The sequence below is a fragment of the Synechococcus sp. Minos11 genome, assembly GCF_014279855.1.
Taxonomy (GTDB): Bacteria; Cyanobacteriota; Cyanobacteriia; order PCC-6307; family Cyanobiaceae; genus RCC307.
This window is the reverse complement of the sequence record NZ_CP047953.1, coordinates 2,187,604-2,205,787: the sequence shown is the minus strand read 5'-3', so window position 1 is coordinate 2,205,787 and position 18,184 is coordinate 2,187,604. Positions and strand designations below refer to the sequence as shown.

19 protein-coding genes are annotated in these 18,184 nt (G+C 62.6%); 7 read left to right on the top strand and 12 right to left on the bottom strand.

From position 1 onward, the window contains the following. Positions 1-55: 55 nt before the first annotated feature. From urtA to urtE, 5 genes are all read left to right on the top strand, one after another. On the top strand, positions 56-1,348 hold the full coding sequence (urtA, locus tag SynMINOS11_RS12370; RefSeq protein ID WP_011936866.1) for an urea ABC transporter substrate-binding protein: 1,293 nt from the start codon (positions 56-58) through the stop codon (positions 1,346-1,348). Between the two features lie 109 nt (positions 1,349-1,457). After that, the gene (locus SynMINOS11_RS12365; protein ID WP_043737512.1) at positions 1,458-2,612 is read left to right on the top strand and encodes an ABC transporter permease subunit; all 1,155 of its coding nucleotides are present in this window, start codon (positions 1,458-1,460) and stop codon (positions 2,610-2,612) included. Positions 2,613-2,616: 4 nt separating this feature from the next. After that, the gene (urtC, locus tag SynMINOS11_RS12360) at positions 2,617-3,744 is read left to right on the top strand and encodes an urea ABC transporter permease subunit UrtC (protein ID WP_011936864.1); all 1,128 of its coding nucleotides are present in this window, start codon (positions 2,617-2,619) and stop codon (positions 3,742-3,744) included. Continuing rightward, positions 3,741-4,490 (top strand): urea ABC transporter ATP-binding protein UrtD, encoded by a 750-nt coding sequence (gene urtD / locus SynMINOS11_RS12355; protein WP_186548867.1) that lies wholly within the window; start codon positions 3,741-3,743, stop codon positions 4,488-4,490. The genes urtC and urtD overlap by 4 nt, the downstream gene beginning before the upstream one ends. Beyond that, positions 4,490-5,197: an urea ABC transporter ATP-binding subunit UrtE gene (gene urtE / locus SynMINOS11_RS12350; protein ID WP_011936862.1), complete on the top strand. Its 708-nt coding sequence runs from the start codon at positions 4,490-4,492 to the stop codon at positions 5,195-5,197. Before urtD ends, urtE begins: the two co-directional genes overlap by 1 nt. A gap of 9 nt (positions 5,198-5,206) precedes the next feature. Here the strand turns inward: urtE and SynMINOS11_RS12345 are convergent, their stop codons facing one another. From SynMINOS11_RS12345 to SynMINOS11_RS12320, 6 genes are all read right to left on the bottom strand, one after another. Further along, on the bottom strand, positions 5,207-5,452 hold the full coding sequence (locus SynMINOS11_RS12345; protein WP_186548865.1) for a DUF1830 domain-containing protein: 246 nt from the start codon (positions 5,450-5,452) through the stop codon (positions 5,207-5,209). A gap of 123 nt (positions 5,453-5,575) precedes the next feature. Continuing rightward, complete coding sequence (locus tag SynMINOS11_RS12340; protein WP_186548863.1) at positions 5,576-6,367, bottom strand: aminotransferase class IV; 792 nt, start codon at positions 6,365-6,367, stop codon at positions 5,576-5,578. Between the two features lies 1 nt (position 6,368). Further along, complete coding sequence (locus SynMINOS11_RS12335; protein ID WP_186548861.1) at positions 6,369-7,658, bottom strand: anthranilate synthase component I family protein; 1,290 nt, start codon at positions 7,656-7,658, stop codon at positions 6,369-6,371. After that, a complete protein-coding gene (gene queC, locus SynMINOS11_RS12330; protein WP_011936856.1) occupies positions 7,655-8,323 on the bottom strand; it encodes a 7-cyano-7-deazaguanine synthase QueC in 669 nt (222 codons plus the stop codon). Before queC ends, SynMINOS11_RS12335 begins: the two co-directional genes overlap by 4 nt. A 9-nt stretch (positions 8,324-8,332) precedes the next feature. After that, positions 8,333-8,941, bottom strand: coding sequence for a 7-carboxy-7-deazaguanine synthase QueE (locus tag SynMINOS11_RS12325; protein WP_186548859.1), 609 nt, complete (start codon positions 8,939-8,941; stop codon positions 8,333-8,335). After that, positions 8,938-10,572, bottom strand: coding sequence for a CTP synthase (locus tag SynMINOS11_RS12320; RefSeq protein ID WP_186548858.1), 1,635 nt, complete (start codon positions 10,570-10,572; stop codon positions 8,938-8,940). Before SynMINOS11_RS12320 ends, SynMINOS11_RS12325 begins: the two co-directional genes overlap by 4 nt. 53 nt (positions 10,573-10,625) lie before the next feature. On the opposite strand from SynMINOS11_RS12320, the gene SynMINOS11_RS12315 reads away from it, so the two are divergent. Beyond that, positions 10,626-11,333 (top strand): SDR family NAD(P)-dependent oxidoreductase, encoded by a 708-nt coding sequence (locus tag SynMINOS11_RS12315; protein ID WP_186548856.1) that lies wholly within the window; start codon positions 10,626-10,628, stop codon positions 11,331-11,333. 2 nt (positions 11,334-11,335) lie between these two features. Here SynMINOS11_RS12315 and SynMINOS11_RS12310 read toward each other — a convergent pair whose 3' ends face one another. Genes SynMINOS11_RS12310 through gcvT form a run of 4 tightly spaced genes read right to left on the bottom strand, consistent with a single transcriptional unit; the run spans position 11,336 to position 15,986 of the window. Continuing rightward, positions 11,336-11,821: a Dps family protein gene (locus SynMINOS11_RS12310; RefSeq protein WP_011936852.1), complete on the bottom strand. Its 486-nt coding sequence runs from the start codon at positions 11,819-11,821 to the stop codon at positions 11,336-11,338. Between the two features lie 51 nt (positions 11,822-11,872). Beyond that, positions 11,873-12,985 carry an RNA polymerase sigma factor, RpoD/SigA family gene (locus SynMINOS11_RS12305; RefSeq protein WP_011936851.1) on the bottom strand — a complete coding sequence of 371 codons (1,113 nt, stop codon included), beginning with the start codon at positions 12,983-12,985 and terminating at the stop codon, positions 11,873-11,875. A 60-nt stretch (positions 12,986-13,045) separates the two neighbouring features. Further along, entirely contained in the window at positions 13,046-14,860 is a 1,815-nt protein-coding gene (gene aspS / locus SynMINOS11_RS12300) for an aspartate--tRNA ligase (protein WP_186548854.1), read from the bottom strand. Between the two features lie 46 nt (positions 14,861-14,906). Continuing rightward, positions 14,907-15,986: a glycine cleavage system aminomethyltransferase GcvT gene (gene gcvT, locus SynMINOS11_RS12295; RefSeq protein WP_186548852.1), complete on the bottom strand. Its 1,080-nt coding sequence runs from the start codon at positions 15,984-15,986 to the stop codon at positions 14,907-14,909. 112 nt (positions 15,987-16,098) lie between these two features. On the opposite strand from gcvT, the gene SynMINOS11_RS12290 reads away from it, so the two are divergent. Beyond that, complete coding sequence (locus SynMINOS11_RS12290) at positions 16,099-16,335, top strand: hypothetical protein (protein ID WP_186548850.1); 237 nt, start codon at positions 16,099-16,101, stop codon at positions 16,333-16,335. On the opposite strand, the gene speB is transcribed toward SynMINOS11_RS12290, so the two are convergent. Beyond that, positions 16,316-17,185 carry an agmatinase gene (speB, locus tag SynMINOS11_RS12285; protein WP_186548848.1) on the bottom strand — a complete coding sequence of 290 codons (870 nt, stop codon included), beginning with the start codon at positions 17,183-17,185 and terminating at the stop codon, positions 16,316-16,318. The genes SynMINOS11_RS12290 and speB overlap by 20 nt on opposite strands. Before the next feature lie 3 nt (positions 17,186-17,188). Continuing rightward, positions 17,189-18,037 carry a polyamine aminopropyltransferase gene (gene speE, locus SynMINOS11_RS12280; RefSeq protein WP_186548846.1) on the bottom strand — a complete coding sequence of 283 codons (849 nt, stop codon included), beginning with the start codon at positions 18,035-18,037 and terminating at the stop codon, positions 17,189-17,191. Positions 18,038-18,184 lie beyond the last annotated feature (147 nt).

Genomic DNA, 18,184 nt, shown 5'->3' with positions numbered 1-18,184 from the left:
GTATTGTCGATTCTTCGCCCTTTGGCGTTCCGCTTCATTCCGTACGGATTGACTCATGAAGTTCTCCCTTTCCCGGCGCCTGATGGCCGCTGCTGCGGCTTCGGCTCTGGGCCTGAGCGTCACCGCTTGCGGTGGTGGTGATCAAGCCTCCAACGTCGAGTACGACGACACCGTGACGGTGGGCATCCTCCACTCGCTCACCGGCACGATGGCCATCTCTGAGTCCACCCTGGTGGATACCGAGAAAATGGCGATCGATGAAATCAACGCTGCTGGCGGCGTTGAAGTCGACGGCAAGAAGTACAAGATCGAGTACATCGTCGAAGACGGTGCCTCGGATTGGCCCACCTTCGCTGAGAAGTCCAAAAAGCTGATCGATCAGGACAAGGTGCCTGTGGTCTTCGGTGGTTGGACCTCGGCGAGCCGTAAGGCCATGCTGCCGGTCTACGAGTCGAAGAACGCCTTCCTCTACTACCCGATTCAGTACGAGGGTCAGGAGTGCTCCAACAACATCTTCTACACCGGTGCAACTCCGAACCAGCAGTCGGAGCCTGCGACGTTCTTCATGTACAAGAACTCGCCCGCCGCTGGTAAGCCCTTCTTCCTGGTGGGTTCGGACTACGTCTTCCCCCGCACCTCCAACACCATCACCAAAGAGCAGCTCAAGTCGCTCGGCGGCGAGGTGGTGGGTGAGGACTACCTGCCCCTGGGCAACACCGAGGTGGCTCCGATCATCGCCAAGATCAAGAAGGCTCTGCCCGATGGCGGTGTGATCATCAACACCCTCAACGGCGACCAGAACGTCGCCTTCTTCAAGCAGATCCAGGACGCAGGCATCACCCCTGCCAATGGCTACTACGTGATGAGCTACTCCATCGCGGAAGAAGAGATCAGCACCATTGGACCTGAGTTCCTCGAGGGCCACTACGGCGCTTGGAACTACATGATGTCCATCGACACCCCGGCTTCCAAGAAGTTCGCTGCTGACTTCAAGGCCAAGTACGGCGCTGACCGTGTGGTGGCTGACCCTCAGGAGTCGGCTTACAACATGGTTTATCTGTGGAAGAAGGCGGTTGAGAAGGCCGGCACCTTCGACGACGACAAAGTTCGCGAAGCCCTGGTTGGCGTCACCTTCGACGCTCCCCAAGGTCCGATCGAAGTGCGTCCGAACCACCACATCTCTCAGATCGTGCGGATCGGCAAGATCACCTCAGATGGTCAGTTCGAAATCATCGAGGAGTCCGACAACCCCATCGATCCCCAGACCTGGAACCAGTTCGAGCCCACCTCCAAAGGCTTTGCTTGCGACTGGACCGATCCCAGCAAGGGCGAGAAGTACAAGCTCTGATCCTTTGAATCAGGCTGACTCACTCCTTTGAGTGATTCCTCTGGAGGAGTCCCCTTTGGGGCTCCTCCTTTCGTCTTTTCATTGGCTGTTTTCGTCTCCCCCCACTTCCGTGCAACTGCTTTTTGAAAGCTTGTTCAACGGGGTTGCCATCGGCTCGGTTTTGCTGGTGGCAGCACTTGGACTGGCGATCGTCTTTGGCCTGATGGGTGTGATCAACCTCGCCCATGGCGAGCTGATCATGCTCGGGGCTTACACCACCTATGTGGTTCAGCTGATTTTCAAACTGCCTGCGCTGCAGCCGGTTTACAACCTCTACGTCTTGGTCGCGATCCCGATTGCCTTTATCACCAGCGGTGTGGTGGGGATCCTGCTCGAGCGCACTGTTATTCGCCGTCTCTACGGCAGTCCACTGGAAACTCTATTGGCGACTTGGGGCGTGAGCTTGATCCTGCAGCAGTTCGTGCGCAGCGTGCCGCTGGCCCAAGCCGCCGGTGTGGTGCTGGCCTTGGTGCTGGGCTTTTCGCTTCCCTTGGTGCTGCCGCAGGATCTCTTGCAAGGTCCCCGCAGCCGTTGGGTGCGGGCCGGTAGCTGGGGCGTTTCGGCTCTTGCTGGAGTGCTGTTCGGCAGCGTGTTGGCCTCCCAGATCAGCAAGATTGCCCGTGCCACATCCCGGAACGTGGATGTGACCGCACCGAAATGGATGCGTGGCGGCATTGAATTTATGGATCTCACCTTCCCGGTGCCGCGCCTGGTGATCATCGTGATCACGATCCTTGCGGTGGTCGGGGTCACCTGGTTCTTGAATCGCAGCGTCTGGGGGATGCGGATTCGTGCGGTGACCCAAAACCGCGAGATGAGTGACTGCCTTGGCATCCCCACCGACACGGTGGATGTGCTCACCTTTGGCATCGGCTCTGGCCTAGCTGGGATCGCCGGAGTGGCCGTGTCGTTGCTGGGATCGGTGGGCCCGAATGTGGGCACCTCCTACATCGTTGGCTGCTTCATGGTGGTGGTGCTCGGTGGTGTGGGCAATTTGCTTGGCACCGTGATCGCCTCCTTTGCGATCGGCTTACTCACCGACTTGATCGGCGCCGGACGCTTGTTGACGATCTGGCCCGACATGCCGGCACCGCTGGAGAGCACCGTTCAGTTTTTTGCCACCACGAGCATGGCCCAGGTGCTGGTCTTCGCCTTGATCGTGGTGTTCTTGCAGTTCCGTCCCGCGGGCTTGTTCCCGCAGAAGGGACGCATGGTGGAGGCCTGAGCTGATGTTCCAAGCCTTTCAACAACAGCGCTGGCGGTGGCTGGTGTTTTGGGCGGTGATCGTGGCCGTGGCCATCGCCGCCCCGGCAGTGCTGCCAGTGTTTCGCCTCAACCTGCTCGGCCGCTTTCTATCGCTGGCCATCGTTGCTTTGGGAATTGACCTGATCTGGGGCTTCACCGGATTACTCAGCCTCGGTCAGGGCATCTTTTTTGCCTTGGGTGGTTATGGGGCTGCGATGTATTTGCAGCTCAACAGCTCGTCTGGCCAACCCAATGGCATCCCTGAGTTCTTCAGCTTGTACGGCGTAGATCGGTTGCCGTTTTTCTGGGAGCCGTTTCACAACCCGTTGTTCACGCTGATTGCCATCTGGTTGGTTCCATCACTGTTGGCTGCGCTGCTCGGGAACATGGTGTTCCGCAATCGCATCAAGGGGGTCTACTTCTCGATCCTCACCCAGGCTGCGCTGTTGGTTTTTTTCAACTTCTTCAACGGCCAGCAGAAGCTGATCAATGGCACCAATGGCCTCAAAACCGATGTGACTCAGCTGTTTGGTCAGATGGTGGGCTCCCCAGAGATGCAGCGGTACTTCTTCTGGGTGACCTGTGTTCTGGTGTTTCTGGCTTGGCTGTTCGTGCGTTGGGTGGTGAAGGGCCGCTTTGGCGATGTGCTGATTGCCATTCGTGATGACGAACCACGGCTGCGCTTCACCGGCTTCAATCCCACGCTGTTTAAGACCATTGTCTTTGCCATTGCTGGTGGCTTGGCCGGCATTGGCGGCGCGCTGTTCACCGTGCAGTCCGGCATCGTTTCACCGCAATACATGGCGGTTCCCTTCTCCATTGAGATGGTGATTTGGGTGGCCGTGGGCGGCCGCGGCACGCTCGTGGGGGCGATCTTCGGCGCCGTTGTGATCATGTATGCCAAGAGCCTGGTGTCTGAGGCTTGGCCTCAGGGCTGGCTGTTTATCCAGGGCGGTTTGTTCATCCTGGTCGTCACGGTGTTGCCGGAGGGAGTGATCGGGTGGTTCAAAACCGATGGCCCTCAAAATCTGCTCTCAAAGGTGGGCTGGGTTCGCAAGTTGGCGACCTATCCCAAGCTGGAAATTGATGGCAATGAGGAGGTGCAGCCATGACGGCTCCTCTCTTGGAGTTGCGCCAGATCACCGTCAGCTTCGACGGCTTTCTGGCCCTGCGGGATCTCAATCTCAGCCTCCAACCGGGCGAGCTCAGAGCGGTGATTGGCCCCAATGGTGCTGGCAAAACCACGTTCTTGGATGTGATCACCGGCAAGACCAAGCCCACCGAAGGCCAGGTGGTGTTCAAGGGACGCTCGTTGGTGGGTGCCCGTGAGCACCGCATCGCCCGGCTCGGCATTGGCCGCAAGTTTCAAAGCCCGCGGGTGTTTGAAAAGCTCAGCGTTCAAGAAAACTTGGCTCTGGCGGTCAGTCGCCCGAAGCAGCCCCTGGATTTGCTCTTCGGCCGGCTCACGGCTGATCAGCGTGATCAGGTGCAGCACTTGATGGAGATCGTCAATCTGCAGAACCGCGCTGATTGGCTAGCTGGCTCCCTCTCACACGGCCAAAAGCAGTGGCTGGAGATCGCCATGTTGGTGGGCCAAGACCCCGACCTGCTGCTGGTGGATGAACCGGTGGCTGGGCTGACTGATGAGGAAACCGATCTAACGGCTGACTTGCTCAAGTCGTTAGCCGGGGATCACACCGTGTTGGTGATTGAGCACGACATGGAGTTCATTCGCCGGCTCAACAGCCCGGTCACGGTGCTGCATCAAGGCCATGTGTTGTGTGAGGGGTCCATGGATCAGATCCAGCAGGACCCCCAAGTCATTGAGGTTTATCTCGGCACCCAGGAGGAGATGTGATGGAACAGCTCGAGATTCGCGCCTTGAACACCTACTACGGCGAGAGCCACATCCTGCGGGATGTGGACCTCACCGTGAATTCTGGGGAGATGGTGTGTCTGATCGGCCGCAATGGCGTCGGCAAAACCACCTTGCTGAAAAGCATTATTGGTTTGCTCAAGCCCCGCAGCGGTCAGATCAACTTTGCTGAGCAGTGCCTCGACCGGCAGCCGCCCCATCAGCGGGCTCGCGCCGGTGTGGGCTATGTGCCACAGGGGCGCGAAATCATTCCCCAACTCACTGTTGAGGAAAACCTGCTGTTGGGCCTAGAAGCGCGGCCGGGGGGGATGGGCCGTCAGAAACGGATTGATCCTTTTGTGTATGAGCTGTTTCCGATTTTGCGTGACTTCTTGCCCCGCAAAGGAGGCGACCTCAGTGGCGGGCAACAGCAGCAATTGGCGATTGCCCGGGCCTTGATGGGCAAGCCGTCGCTGTTGCTGCTGGACGAACCCACTGAAGGCATTCAGCCCAACATCGTGCAAGACATTGAACAGGCGGTGCGGCGCATCATTCGCGAGCAAGGAATCAGTGTGCTGCTGGTGGAGCAGCACCTGCATTTCGTGCGGCAGGCTGATCGCTACTACGCGATGCAGCGCGGCGGGATTGTGGCAAGTGGTCCCACCACCGAACTCAGTCAGGACGTGGTGGAGAAGTTCCTCAGCGTTTAAACCGCAGCGTTAGTTGCTGCTCACCAACTCGGCTGGTTCTGGGGCGACAAGTTCTCGAATGGGATGCGTCGCCACCAGTTCGGGGCTGCCGATCGAATGGCTCCAAATCTCAACTTCAGCCTCTGGAGGAGCCACAAAGTTCAGAACTTCAAATGGGAAGATGACGCGCTCGAGATAAAAACCATCGCTGCCAAAACAGCGCAGGATCACCATCCGATCGTCGTCGTTCCTGTAGCTGCAGCAGCCCAGAGACATGGATCAAGACCTGTTGGACCACCATCAATGCACAAGCACCCATGGGAAACCGTGTCAATCGTCACGCCCTGATGATTCCGGCGTGGATTTTCATTTTTCTTTCAAATTGAAAAATTGAACGGTTCAATCTGAACCCAAAAGTTGCACAAACAGAGGCTCCGCGAGCGGCTCAGCGATGTGATTTAAGGGGCGGCAATCCAGGCTGTTGAGCAGCAGCGCGGGTTGCTCATTCGGGAGCGAGTCGGCCAGGCGCGCTTCTTGGATCAGCCCCATCGCGACACCGCGAGCTCGCATCACTCCGGGCAAGGCGCCGCTGCTGAGCGGCGGCGTGAGCCATTGCCCGCCCTCTTGCACCAGCAGATTGGCGCTGCTGCCGCAGCAAAGACCGCCTTGGCTGCTGCGCAGCAGCACATCGCTGGCACCGGCTTGGCTGGCTTCCAGTCGGGCCAGCACCATGGCGCTGTAGTCGAGGGTTTTGCATCCTTTCAATGGGTCGTCGGCCCAGCGCTGCACCCGTTCGCTGATCACCACTTGTTGCCGCTGGAAGCTTGGTTGGTGGGGATACAAGCTGCCCCAGCAGCGCCCTTTTGCTTGCGCAGGAGGTTGCAGGCCGCGGCCGCCGCTGCCCCGGCTCCAGTTGATGCGCAGGGCTCCATCGGCAATGCCGCTGCGGCGAATGGCTTCGGCGATCCATTGCTCCACCTGCTGTTGATTCGGTGGTTCGGGAAGCTGCAGCCAAGTGGCCCCATCCCGCCAGCGCTGCAGATGCTCGCCGAGCAGTTGAGGCACGCCGCCTCGAATCAGCAGGGTTTCAAACACTCCATCGCCGAGGCCGAGGCCGCGATCACTGACGGGCACTCCTAAGCGGTCGGGATGCCCCCATTGCTGCTCAACCCAGGCGATGGCGTGGCTCATCTCAACTCAAGGCCCGCAGCAGTGGTTGCACTTTCCATCCCAGTTCTTCGGTTTCCAAAGCTGGGTCGGAGTCGGCCACGATGCCGCAACCGCCATGGACGCGCACGGTTGAACCTTTGAGCAACAGGCTGCGAATCAGGATGTTGCTGTCGAAGCTGCCATCGGGGCGGCGATGGAAAAAGCTGCCGCAATAGGGACCGCGCGCCACAGGCTCCAATGCATTGAGTTGCTGGCAGGTGCGAATTTTTGGGGCACCAGTGATCGAGCCGCCAGGCCAGCAGGCCCGCAGCAGTCCAGCTAGATCGCTGGGATCGTTCAGTTGGCCAGTCACGACGGAGGTGAGGTGATGCACTTGCCGGTAGCTCTCAAGCCCCACCAATTGGGGAACCTCGATGCTGCCGCTGCGGCAGACGCGGCCCAGATCGTTGCGCATCAGATCGACAATCATCACGTTCTCGGCGCGGTCTTTGGCGCTGCAAACAAGCTCGGCAGCTGCATCGGCATCGCGGCTTGGATCGCTGTGGCGGGGCCGGGTGCCTTTGATTGGTCTGGTTTCCACCAGGCCATGGGCGCTCACCTGCAGGAACCGTTCCGGTGATGTGCTCAGCACGCCTTCATCGCGGCTAGCCAACATCAGCCCGCCAAAGGGGGATGGGCACTGGCGGCGTAGGCGCCTGTAGAGGGCCAGGGGGTCGACCGGGCCGTTGAGCTGCTGTTCGGCGCAGGCCGTGAGGTTGGCCTGGAAGAGATCACCAGCGCTGATCCATTCGCGCACCTGCTGCACTTGGCGGCCGTAGTCGGCATTGCTGGTGAGCCACTGCCACCCCGTGAGAGGGATCGCCTCATCGCAGCTCTCCAGGCTGGGTTGTGGTTGCAGCAGCAACTGCTCCAGTTCCGAGCGTTGTGGGCCTTCACCGCGCAACTGCAGTTGCCGTTGCTGCAGATCCAGTTCGACCACCACCTCGTAATGGCCGGCCCAGAGCTGAGCCATCGCCGGGCGGTGCCAGTGCTCTCCAGGTTCAATCCAGGCGGCGGCCTCATAGCTGAGCCAGCCCAGCCAGTGCCCGGGTCCGCGGGCGAAGGCCTGCTGTAAGGCTGCAAACGGATTGCTGGCTCCTGGGTCATTCGGCAAGCCATCGCATCGCACCTGCTTGCTGGGGCCAGCTGCCAGTACGGCATAGCGGCCCCGCTGACTGCCATCGCCATCAAGCCACACCAAGCCCTGGTGCCCGTAGCGCTGCTGCAAGGCCGCCGCGAGCTGCAGCGGCTCCCACCAGGGCAGCGGGTTCATCGGCTGGCGAGATCAGGGCGCCCGGCTTCGCGCAGGGCCGCATCACGAATGCGGCAGCTGTCGCAGACGCCGCAGGGATGGTCCCCGCCGGCGTAACAGCTCCAGGTGCTGGCAATCGGCACGTTCAGCCGCAGGGCCTCCTCCACGATCTTGGTTTTGCTCCACTCCACCAGCGGTGCCCAAAGCTGGGTGCCATGACCCTCGCGGCCGCTGCGGCTCGCTAGATCCGCCAGGTGCTGATAGGCATCGAGGTAGTCCGGCCGGCAGTCGGGATAGCCGGAGTAGTCGATGGCGTTGACCCCCAGCACCAGGCGCTCGGCGCCTTTGGCTTCCGCCAGGCTCAGCCCCAGGGCAATGAACACGGTGTTGCGGCCGGGCACGTAGGTGCTTGGGATCACGCCGTCTTGCACGCCTTGATCGGGAACGGGTTGATCCAGGTCGGTGAGGGAGGAGCCACCCCAGGCCGCCAAGTTGACATTGATCGTGTGGTGCTCAGCGAGGCCCAGAGCTTGCGCCACCTCAGCGGCCGCCCTGAGCTCCCGTTGGTGGCGCTGGCCGTAATCAAACGACAGGCCAATGACGCGATGGCCGGCTTCTCTGGCTAAGGCTGCGGCGGTGGCGGAATCCAGCCCGCCCGACAGCAGGGCAATGGTGGTGCTGCTCATAGCAACGGCTTAGCGCACCCCCAGCCATTTGTGGCTTTGCAGGCTCAGGCGCCAGAGCGGGTGGTTGCGCACAAACTCAACGGCTAGCTGCTGTCCTTGGGGGCTGTCCCAACCGGGCTGCAGCAACCAATGCGCTTGGGGTGCCTGGGCGGCCATGGCCTCGGCAAAGGCCAAATCCTCGGGCCCATGCACCACCGCTTTGAGTTCATCGCAGCAAGCCAGCAGCTCTTGCGTCGGTGGTTTGTGGGCTTTAGGAGAAAGGGTGATCCAGCTAAAGCTTCCGCTTAGGGGGTCCACTCCGCTGGTTTCCAGATGGCGCGGCAGGGTTGGCGCCATCTCCGCGAGGGTTTGGCAGAAGCCATCGAGGTTGTGATGCAAGGGCTCACCACCGGTGATCACCACAAAGGCCGCCCCTTGCTGTTGGGCCTCCGCGGCTTCGGCGGCGAGGGCTTGGGTCTCCAAGGCTGGGTGAGCCGTTTGCGGCCAGGAGTGTTTGGTGTCACACCAGCTGCAGCCCACCGTGCATCCGCCCAAGCGGATGAAGAAGGCGCTGCGGCCGGCATGCAGACCTTCCCCCTGCAGGGAATGGAAGGTTTCCACCACCGGCAGGCTGCTCACGCGCGCTGGCTGATGGCTTCGCTGGGGGATTGGGGCAGCCGCTGGCTGGCGGCTTGGATCAAGCCGGTGAACAGTGGATGGGGCCGGCCCGGTCGCGACAGGAATTCGGGGTGGTACTGGCAGGCCAGGAAGTAGGGATGCCCTTTGAGTTCGATCAGTTCCACCAAGCGGCCATCCGGCGACACACCGGAGATCTCGTAGCCCGATTCCAGGAACAGATTGCGGTAGGCGTTGTTGAACTCATAGCGGTGACGGTGGCGCTCGTAGACCACCTCTTCGCCATAGAGCTCATGGGCTTTGCTTCCTGGTGATAGCCGGCAGGGGTAGACGCCAAGGCGCATGGTGCCTCCCAGATCAACCACGTCTTGCTGCTCAGGCAGCAGGTGAATCACCGGATGGGTGGTGGCTGGTTCCAGCTCGGCGCTGGTGGCCCCCACCAGCCCGGCGGTGTTGCGGGCCCACTCGATCACAGCTGTCTGCATGCCCAGGCAGAGGCCCAGGAAGGGCACGCGCTGTTCACGGGCCCAACGGATGGCAGCGATCTTGCCGTCGACGCCGCGATTGCCGAAGCCGCCTGGCACCACCACCGCGTCCATACCTTTGAGCAGGCCATCGGCACCGTCTTCTTCGATCTGTTCGGCGCAGATCCAGTGCAGATCAAGGGCGCTATCGCAATGGATGCAGGCGTGGCGCAGCGCTTCAACAACCGAGAGGTAGGCGTCGTTGAGTTGCACGTATTTGCCCACAAGGGCCACCTTCACGGCGGGACCGGGATTGCGCAGCTTCTGCACCAACGCTTCCCAGGAGGCCATGTCGCTCTCATGGTCCTGCAGGCTCAAGACATCGAGCACCTGACGGCAGAGCCCGCCTTTCTCAAGGGCAATCGGCACGGCATAGATGCTGTCGGCGTCGAGGGAGGGCACCACCGCTTTGGTGGGCACGCCGCAGAAGCCGCCGATCTTGGCCTTGAGTTCGTCATCGATCGGCCGATCGCTGCGGCACACGAGGATGTCGGGCTGGATGCCGATCGAGCGCAGCTCCTTGACGGAGTGCTGGGTGGGCTTGGTTTTCAGTTCACCGGAGGTGCCGATGTAGGGCAGCAGGGTGACGTGCACATAGGCCAGGTCGTTGCGGCCCACATCGCCGCGGAATTCACGGATGGCCTCCAGGTAGGGCAGCGATTCGATGTCACCGACGGTGCCGCCGATCTCGGTGATCACCACATCGGCATTGCTGTTGGCGGCCACCCGGTGGATGCGCTCGCGAATCTCGCCCGTGATGTGGGGGATCACCTGCACGGTGCCGCCGTTGTAATCACCGCGGCGTTCTTTGTTGATCACCGATTGATAGACCGAACCGGTGGTCACGCTGTTCAGGCGTGACATGGCGGTGTCGGTGAAGCGCTCGTAGTGGCCCAGGTCCAGATCGGTCTCGGCGCCGTCTTCGGTGACGAACACTTCACCGTGTTGGAACGGGCTCATCGTGCCCGGATCCACATTCAAATAAGGATCCAGCTTCAGGATCGAAACCCGGTAGCCGCGGCTTTTCAGCAGCCGGCCCAAGCTGGCGGCCACGATTCCCTTGCCGATGCTGGAGACAACTCCGCCGGTGACAAAGACGAACTTGGCCATGGGCTGATCGGCAACATGCCAATTTACCGCTGCAGTCCACCAGCTTTGTCGCCGTGCGCACCCTCTTGATCAGTGGCGCTAGCCGCGGGATTGGCCGGGCCATTGCTGAGCGCCTGCTGGCCGATGGCCACCGGCTCAGCTTGGGGCTCAGAGATCTGCAAGCCTTGGCTGGCACCGCCTTGGATCCAGCCGTTGCTGGCGCTGATCGGGTGCTGCTGCATCCCTATGACGCCGAGGACCCGGCGGCGGCGGACGCTTGGGTGCAGGCCAGCGCCGCTCACTTCGGTGGGTTCGACAGCGTGATCCACAGCGCTGGGATCTTCAGCCGAGCAGGGGTGCTGTTTGAGGCGGGCCAAGAGGAGGAGATCAATCGCACCATGGCGGTGAATTTGATGGGGCCCTGGTGGCTGACGCGGGCCGCTTGGCCGCAGCTGGCGGCCCATGGCGAAGGGCGCTTGCAGGTGCTGGTGTCGATGAGTGGCAAACGCAGCAAGGGGCGTTTGGCGGCCTACACCGCCAGCAAATTTGCCCTGCTGGGGCTCTGCCAAACCATGCGCAACGAAGGTTGGGAGGCGGGCATCCGCGTGACCGCCATTTGCCCAGGCTGGGTGAACACCGACATGGCCGCGGCCGTTCAGGCCATCCCTGCTGAAGCGATGACCCAACCGCAAGACATCGCTGATCTTTCGGCGGACTTGCTGCGTCTGCCCAATTCGGCAGTGCCGTTTGAGCTGGCGATCAACTGCACCCTGGAGCGCTGAGCTCAGCCCTCGAGCAGCGCCCGCAGCATCCAGGCGGTCTTTTCGTGGATTTGCAGGCGCGCATTGAGCAGATCAGCGGTGGGACCATCACCAGCGGCTTCTGCTAAAGGCAGCACGCCGCGGGCGGTGCGGGCCACAGCTTCATGGCCCCGCACCAGCTCAGCCACCATGGCCAGGGCTTCCGGTGATTCGTTGCACTCTTCAATGCTGGAGAGTTCGGCGTAGCGGCGGCCGCCAGTCGGGGCCAGCTGGCCGAGGGCGCGAATCCGCTCAGCGATTTCATCGAGGGCTGTCCACAGCTCGGTGTACTGCTCCATGAACATCGTGTGGAGCGAGGTGAACATCGGCCCGGTCACGTTCCAGTGGAAGCCGTGGGTCTTGAGGTAGAGCACGTAGCTATCGGCCAACAGGCGGCCTAAGCCTTCGGCAATTTCCAGGCGTTGGTTGGTGGGGATGCCGATGTCGATGGGTGGAGCGAGATGGGCCATGACGGCTGGGGTTGGAGATGAGGCGGTGGGTTGGTGGAAGAACAGGGAGACCTAATCAAGGTCTTCCATGTAGTCGCGGACGCGGCCGCGGCGTTCGGGCAGGCGCAATTTGTGCAGGGCCCGCGATTCGATTTGGCGCACCCGCTCGCGGGAGAGATCCAGGGTTTTGCCAATTTCCGCCAGGGTTTGGGGCGTGTCGTCATCGAGCCCGAAGCGCAGCCGGATCACGCGGGCTTCGCGGCCGCTGAGCTCATTCAGCAGCACGAGCAGGTCGTCGTGCAGCTTTTCGCGGGTGAGCCGCTGCTCGGGGGTGGGCATGCCGTCTTCGAGCAGGTCGCCCAGTTCGGTGTCCATGTCACGGCCAACGCGGGTGTCGAGTGACACCGAGCGCGGCACGCGCATCAGGGTCTGGCGCACCACCTCCTCGGAGAGCTGGAGTTCTTGGGAAAGATCCTTGAGCGTGGCGGTGCGGCCCAGGCGGCTGGCGATATCGCGTTGGGCTTTTTTGATGCGGTTGAGCTTTTCGGTGATGTGCACCGGCAAGCGAATCGTGCGGCTTTGGGTGGCGATGGCACGGGTGATTCCCTGCCGGATCCACCAGTAGGCGTAGGTGCTGAAGCGGAAGCCGCGGGTGGGGTCGTATTTCTCAACGCCCCGCTCCAGGCCGAGGGTGCCCTCTTGCACCAGATCGAGCAGTTCCATGCCGCGGTGCTGGTATTTCTTGGCAACGGCCACCACCAGGCGCAGGTTGGCTTGGATCATGCGCTCTTTGGCGCGGCGTCCATGCAGCAGTTGCCGTTGCAGATCGCCGGGGCTCATGTCGAGCAATTCGGCCCAGGCCTTGTTGCCCGCCTGCACCTGGGCGCGCAGTTCACCCGCGCTTAGCCCGCAAGCCTGAGCCCATTGGCTTTGGGAGGGTTGATGGCCCAGCTTTGAGGTTTCCCGTAGCCGTTGCTCCTCAAGAGCCTCCAGGCGAGCCACGTCGGGATGTTTGCTGCAAAGGCCGCGGCGCTCCACCACAAGCTGCTCTCGCTTTTGGACAAGCCGGGCGAGGGTGAGCTCTTCTTCGTGGCTGAGCAGGTCGACGCGGCCAATGTCCTGCAGATACAGGCGCACGAGGTCCGCTGTCGAGCGGCGTTTGGAACTGGCCTGACGGTTTGTCATGGCCGCTCCCATAGGACAGTCTCAACTTGGACTTATCTGCGACAAGAGGAAAATTCTGATTCAGTTTTCTTCCGGTTCCACCCAGGTGCTGGCCACATGCAATTCCTCGAGTTGCTTGTCGCTGGCACCGCCTGGGGCAGATGTCATCAGGCAGCGGGCCTGTTGCGTCTTGGGGAAGGCAATCGTGTCGCGGATCGACTCCTCACCCGCCAGCAGCATCACCATGCGATCGAGGCCAAAGGCAATGCCGCCGTGGGGTGGGGCGCCCATCTCCAGGGCTTCGAGCAGGAAGCCAAATTGCTCTTGGGCTTCCTCTTGGGCCAGGCCAATGGTCTGCAGCACCTGGTTCTGCAAGGCCGCATCGTGGATGCGCAGCGAACCCCCGCCCAGCTCCAGGCCATTGAGCACCAGGTCGTAGGCCTGGGCGCGAGCCGTGGGCAGCCGCTCGCTCCATAGGGCTGGATCGTCGCCAAGGTCCTCGGGGTTGGCAGCGCAGAACGGGTGATGCAGCGCTTCGAGCCGGTTCTCGTCGGCGTTGAATTCGAACATCGGGAAATCCACCACCCAGAGGAAGTTCCAGGCCTCAGCCGGCACCATCTCCAGCTCTTTGGCCAGGTATTGGCGCACCCGATCGAGAGCCTTGTTCACCGTGGCGGTATCGCCGGCACCGAACAGGATCAAGCTGCCGGGCTCGGCGCCGGTGCGCTGCAGCAGCTCAGCTTTTTTCTCATCGCTGAGGTTGTCTTTGATGGCGCCGATGGTGTCGATCTCACCGCCGTCGCGCACCCGGATGAAGGCCAAGCCGCCTGCTCCAGCCTTTTGCGCTTCGCTGAACACATCACCGCCGGGCTTGATGCGCACATTGCTGACCTTGTCATTGCCGCCGGGCACGGTGATGCATTTGACCGAGCCACCAGCGGCAACCGCGCCGGAGAACACCTTGAAACCCATGTCAGCAACGATGTCGCTGACGCTCACCAGCTCCATGCCGTAACGGGTGTCGGGCCGATCGGTGCCGTAGCGCTCCATGGCCTCATGCCAGGTCATGCGCGGTAGCGGCAGCGAGAGCTCCACACCTTTCACCAGCTTCCAGATGCGGGCGATCAGGCGCTCATTGAGATCGAGGATCTGCTCTTGATCCAGGAAGCTCATCTCCATGTCCAGCTGGGTGAATTCCGGCTGGCGATCGGCCCTGAGGTCTTCGTCGCGGAAGCAGCGGGCCACTTGGTAGTACCGCTCCAGTCCGCCCACCATCAGCAGCTGCTTGAACAGCTGTGGTGATTGGGGCAGGGCAAACCACTCACCACCGCACACGCGTGATGGCACCAAGTAGTCGCGGGCGCCCTCTGGGGTGGAGCGGGTCAGCACCGGCGTTTCCACTTCGATGAAGCCCTCGTCTTCGAGGAAGCGGCGCGCGGTTCGCACCGTTTGGTGCCGCAGGCTGAGGTTGCGGCGCATGCGCTCGCGGCGCAGATCCAGATAGCGGTGCCGCAGGCGCAGCTCCTCGCGCACCTGCTCGTCGTCGTGCACGGAAACCGCAAACGGCAGGTTGCGGCTGGGGGCATTGAGCACCTTCAGGCGCTGGGCCAGCACTTCCACCTCGCCAGTGGCCAGGCGCTCGTTGCGGGATTCATCGGGGCGGGCGCGCACCCGCCCTTCCACCTGCAGCACCGTTTCATTGCGCAGGTGTTCAGCAACAGCGAAGGCCTCGGCGCCGAGATCGGGATCCACCGTGATCTGCACGGTGCCACTGCGATCACGCAGGTCGATGAAGATCACCCCGCCATGGTCTCGGCGGCGATCCACCCAGCCGCTGAGCAGAACGGTGCTGTCGATGGCATCGCTGCGCAGATCGCCGCAGGAGTGGCTGCGCATGGTGGGGGAACGTCAGTAACCCCGGATGATCCCACGCGGGGGGTGCCTACCCCTGCCGCCGGTAGAAGGGCCGCTTGACCACCACCGCTGGTTCTTGGCGGCCGCGGATCTCCACCATCAGTTCGTTGCCGAGCTTGGCCAAATCCGCCCGCACCGAGGCCAGGGCGACCGGGTGCTCCAGGGTTGGCGAGAAGGTGCCGCTGGTGACAACCCCCACGGGCTCACCGTTGTGCAGTACCGGGTAGTCGTGGCGAGCAATGGCCCGGCCTTGCAGCTGTAGCCCCACCAGCTTGCGGCTGACGCCTTCGGCGGTTTGGCGCTCGAGCGCTTCGCGGCCCACAAACTCGATCGGCATCTCCAGGTGCACCAGCCAGCCGAGGCCGCATTCCAGCGGGCTGGTGTTGGCATCCATGTCGTTGCCATAGAGGTGCATGGCCGCCTCCAGGCGCAGGCTGTCGCGGGCGCCCAGGCCGCAAGGCGCCACGCCGTCCTCAAGCAGCTGGCGCCATAGGGCTTGGCCGGCGCTGGCTGTGAGCAACAGCTCAAAGCCGTCTTCACCGGTGTAGCCGGTGCGGGCGGCAAACACGGGCTCTCCCTTGATGGTCAGGTCGCGGTGGCCAAAGCGCGGCACGCCCGCCAGGCTCTCGCCGCAGAGCTGCTCCAGGCGCCCCACGGCTTCAGGGCCCTGCAGCGCCAGCAGCACGCCACCAGCTTTGCGGTCGCTAACGCTCACCCCTTGGGGTTCGAGTTGTTGCTTGATCCAGGCGGTGTCGCTGTCGGCGCAGGCGGCGTTGATCACCACCACCACTTCGGTGTCGCTGCGGTCGTAAACGATCAGGTCGTCGCGGATGCCACCGGCTTCATTCAGAAGAACCGTGTATTGGGCTTCGCCGGGGCCAATGCGCTGCAGATCGCTGGGCACCAGCCCCTGGAGGTTGTCTTTGACGCCTGATCCCGTGAGCGTCAGCACGCCCATGTGCGAGATATCGAACACACCGCAGCGTTGCCGTACAGCCCGGTGCTCGGCCATCAGGCCCTCGAATTGCACCGCCATCTCCCAGCCGGCAAACGGCACCATGCGGCCACCGGCTTCACGGCAGAGCTCAAATAGGGGGGTGTGCAGCATCGCGGCGGGCCACAGATTTGCTTCAGTCTCCCGTAGACAACCTGGGGATTGTGGTGCGGACCATTGGCGCCACTGGTGACGTCATTACGTTGAAACCACTTCAGTTGGGTGGATGTCAGCGAGGCCTTGCTGCCGCAGTTGTCGCCACTGCCATCCGGCAGCGGATTCCTCCTGGTGCCGCCTGCGCAGGGTGATGCTCCATCCCGACCTGACTGCGGATTTGAGCTGCCACCACTGGACCGCCAAGCCGCCAGAGCTGCCGGACTGGGCCCATCACGAGCATCAAGGCGTCAAACCCGCCGATAGTCAGCAGCTGCGCCTCTCAGGCCTCACGGCGCCGCGAGGCTGAGCAGCAGGCTGCGCACCACCTTGGCGGCCAGCACGCTGCTGCAGCCACTGGAATCGAGTCCGGGGGCTAGCTCCACCACATCAGCGGCCACCAGGTTCTGCCCCTGCAGCAGAGCCGTGAGTTCAGCGAAATCTGCCCACAGGTAGCCGCCTGGTTCGGGGGTGCCAGTGCCGGGCATCACCGAGGGATCAAACCAATCCAGATCAACGGTTAAGTACAGCGGCCGGCCTTGGATGGCCTGCAACCGCGCGGCGAGCTGTTGCATCCCCACCAGCCGTTGTTCCCGCCGCAATTCTTGGAATTCCTGCTTGGTGCCGCTGCGGATGGCGAGCTGCAGGAGCTCACCGCTGGGCAACACCTCCAGGCAGCGCCGCATGGCGCAGGCATGGCTATGGCGGCCTCCTAGCCAGCTCTCGCGCAGATCGGCATGGGCATCGAGCTGGAGCAGAACCAGATCCGGATAGCGCTCCGCCACAGCCGCCACCGCGCCGCTGCTGATGGAGTGCTCGCCGCCGAGCATTAAGGGTTTGAGCCCAAGGTCCAGCACGGCATTGGTGGCTTGCCGCACGGCCTCCACCACCGGCTCAGGAGCCCCAAAGGAGATCTCAACAGCGCCCAGATCCGCGAAGGCGATGTCCTCGAGATCGGCATCCAGTTGGGGGTCATAGGTCTCCAGGCCATCGCTCACCTGGCGGATGGCGGCCGGGCCAAAGCGGGTGCCGGGGCGAAAGGAGGTGGTGCCGTCGTAGGGCACGCCAAACAGGCCTACCTGGCAGCCGGCTGGATCGCGCTGGGCCCCCATGTAGATGGCGCCGTCGCGGTTGAACAACTCTTTGGGTATCGCCGTCATCGTTTAAGTCTCCAAGGCCCGCTCGATGCCGGCGGGAATCGCATCAAACCCCCCCCGTTGCCAGCGGGGGCTCCAGATCTCACAGCTGGCGGCCACGGCAGCAGCGCGTTCCGGCTTGGCCTGGCGGTAGCGGGCGCCATCCGTGGCGGCGAAGGTCCAGCTCCACCAGCCGCTGGGATACATCGGCACCCAGCCATAGAGCGGATCGGCATGGCCGAACACCTCCCGCAGCAGCTGCACCGTGTCGAGATGCACCTGGCGGAAGGCCTCAGGTGATTCGCTTTGGGTGCCAAACACACCGCCAGGCCGCAATAGGCGGCGGCAATGTTCAAAAAAGGCGCGATTGAAGAGCCCTTCGGCGGGGCCAGCTGGATCGGAGCCATCCACCAGCACCACGTCGTAGCTCCCGTCAGCGGCATTGGCGGCCCAGGCAATGCCATCGCCAATCGTGAGCTGCAGCCGGCGATCGCTCCAGGCACTGCCGCCGATGCTCGGTAGGTGCTGCTGGCTGAGCTCCACCACACGGCCATCGATCTCCACCAAATCCAGCTGCTGCACCTCCCCATGGCGCAGGCACTCGCGGGCTGTGCCGCCATCACCGCCGCCGATCACCAGCACTCGCTCAATGCGCTCGGCGCTGCACAGGGCCGGATGCACCAGGGCCTCGTGGTAGTGCCGTTCTTGCCGCTCAGCGGTCATCCAGCAGCCATCGAGCAGCAGCCCTTTGCCGTAGCGGTCGCTCTCAATGATCGTGACGCGCTGAAACGGGCTGTGCTCTTCGTGCAGCACCGCACCGGCTAGGCCGTAGCGCACCCCGTTGTGGTGTTCATCAATCCAACCGGAGCTGGTCATGGCGGGTTGTGGTGGCGGCCGATCACTCCAGCTAAGAACGGAGCAAGCACCCTTGTCAGGAGGGACCTCGATGGGCAGCAGCCGCAGGCAGCTTTTGCAGACCTTGGGACTGGCGAGCTTGGGGTTGGCCTGGCGGCCGCAGCCGGC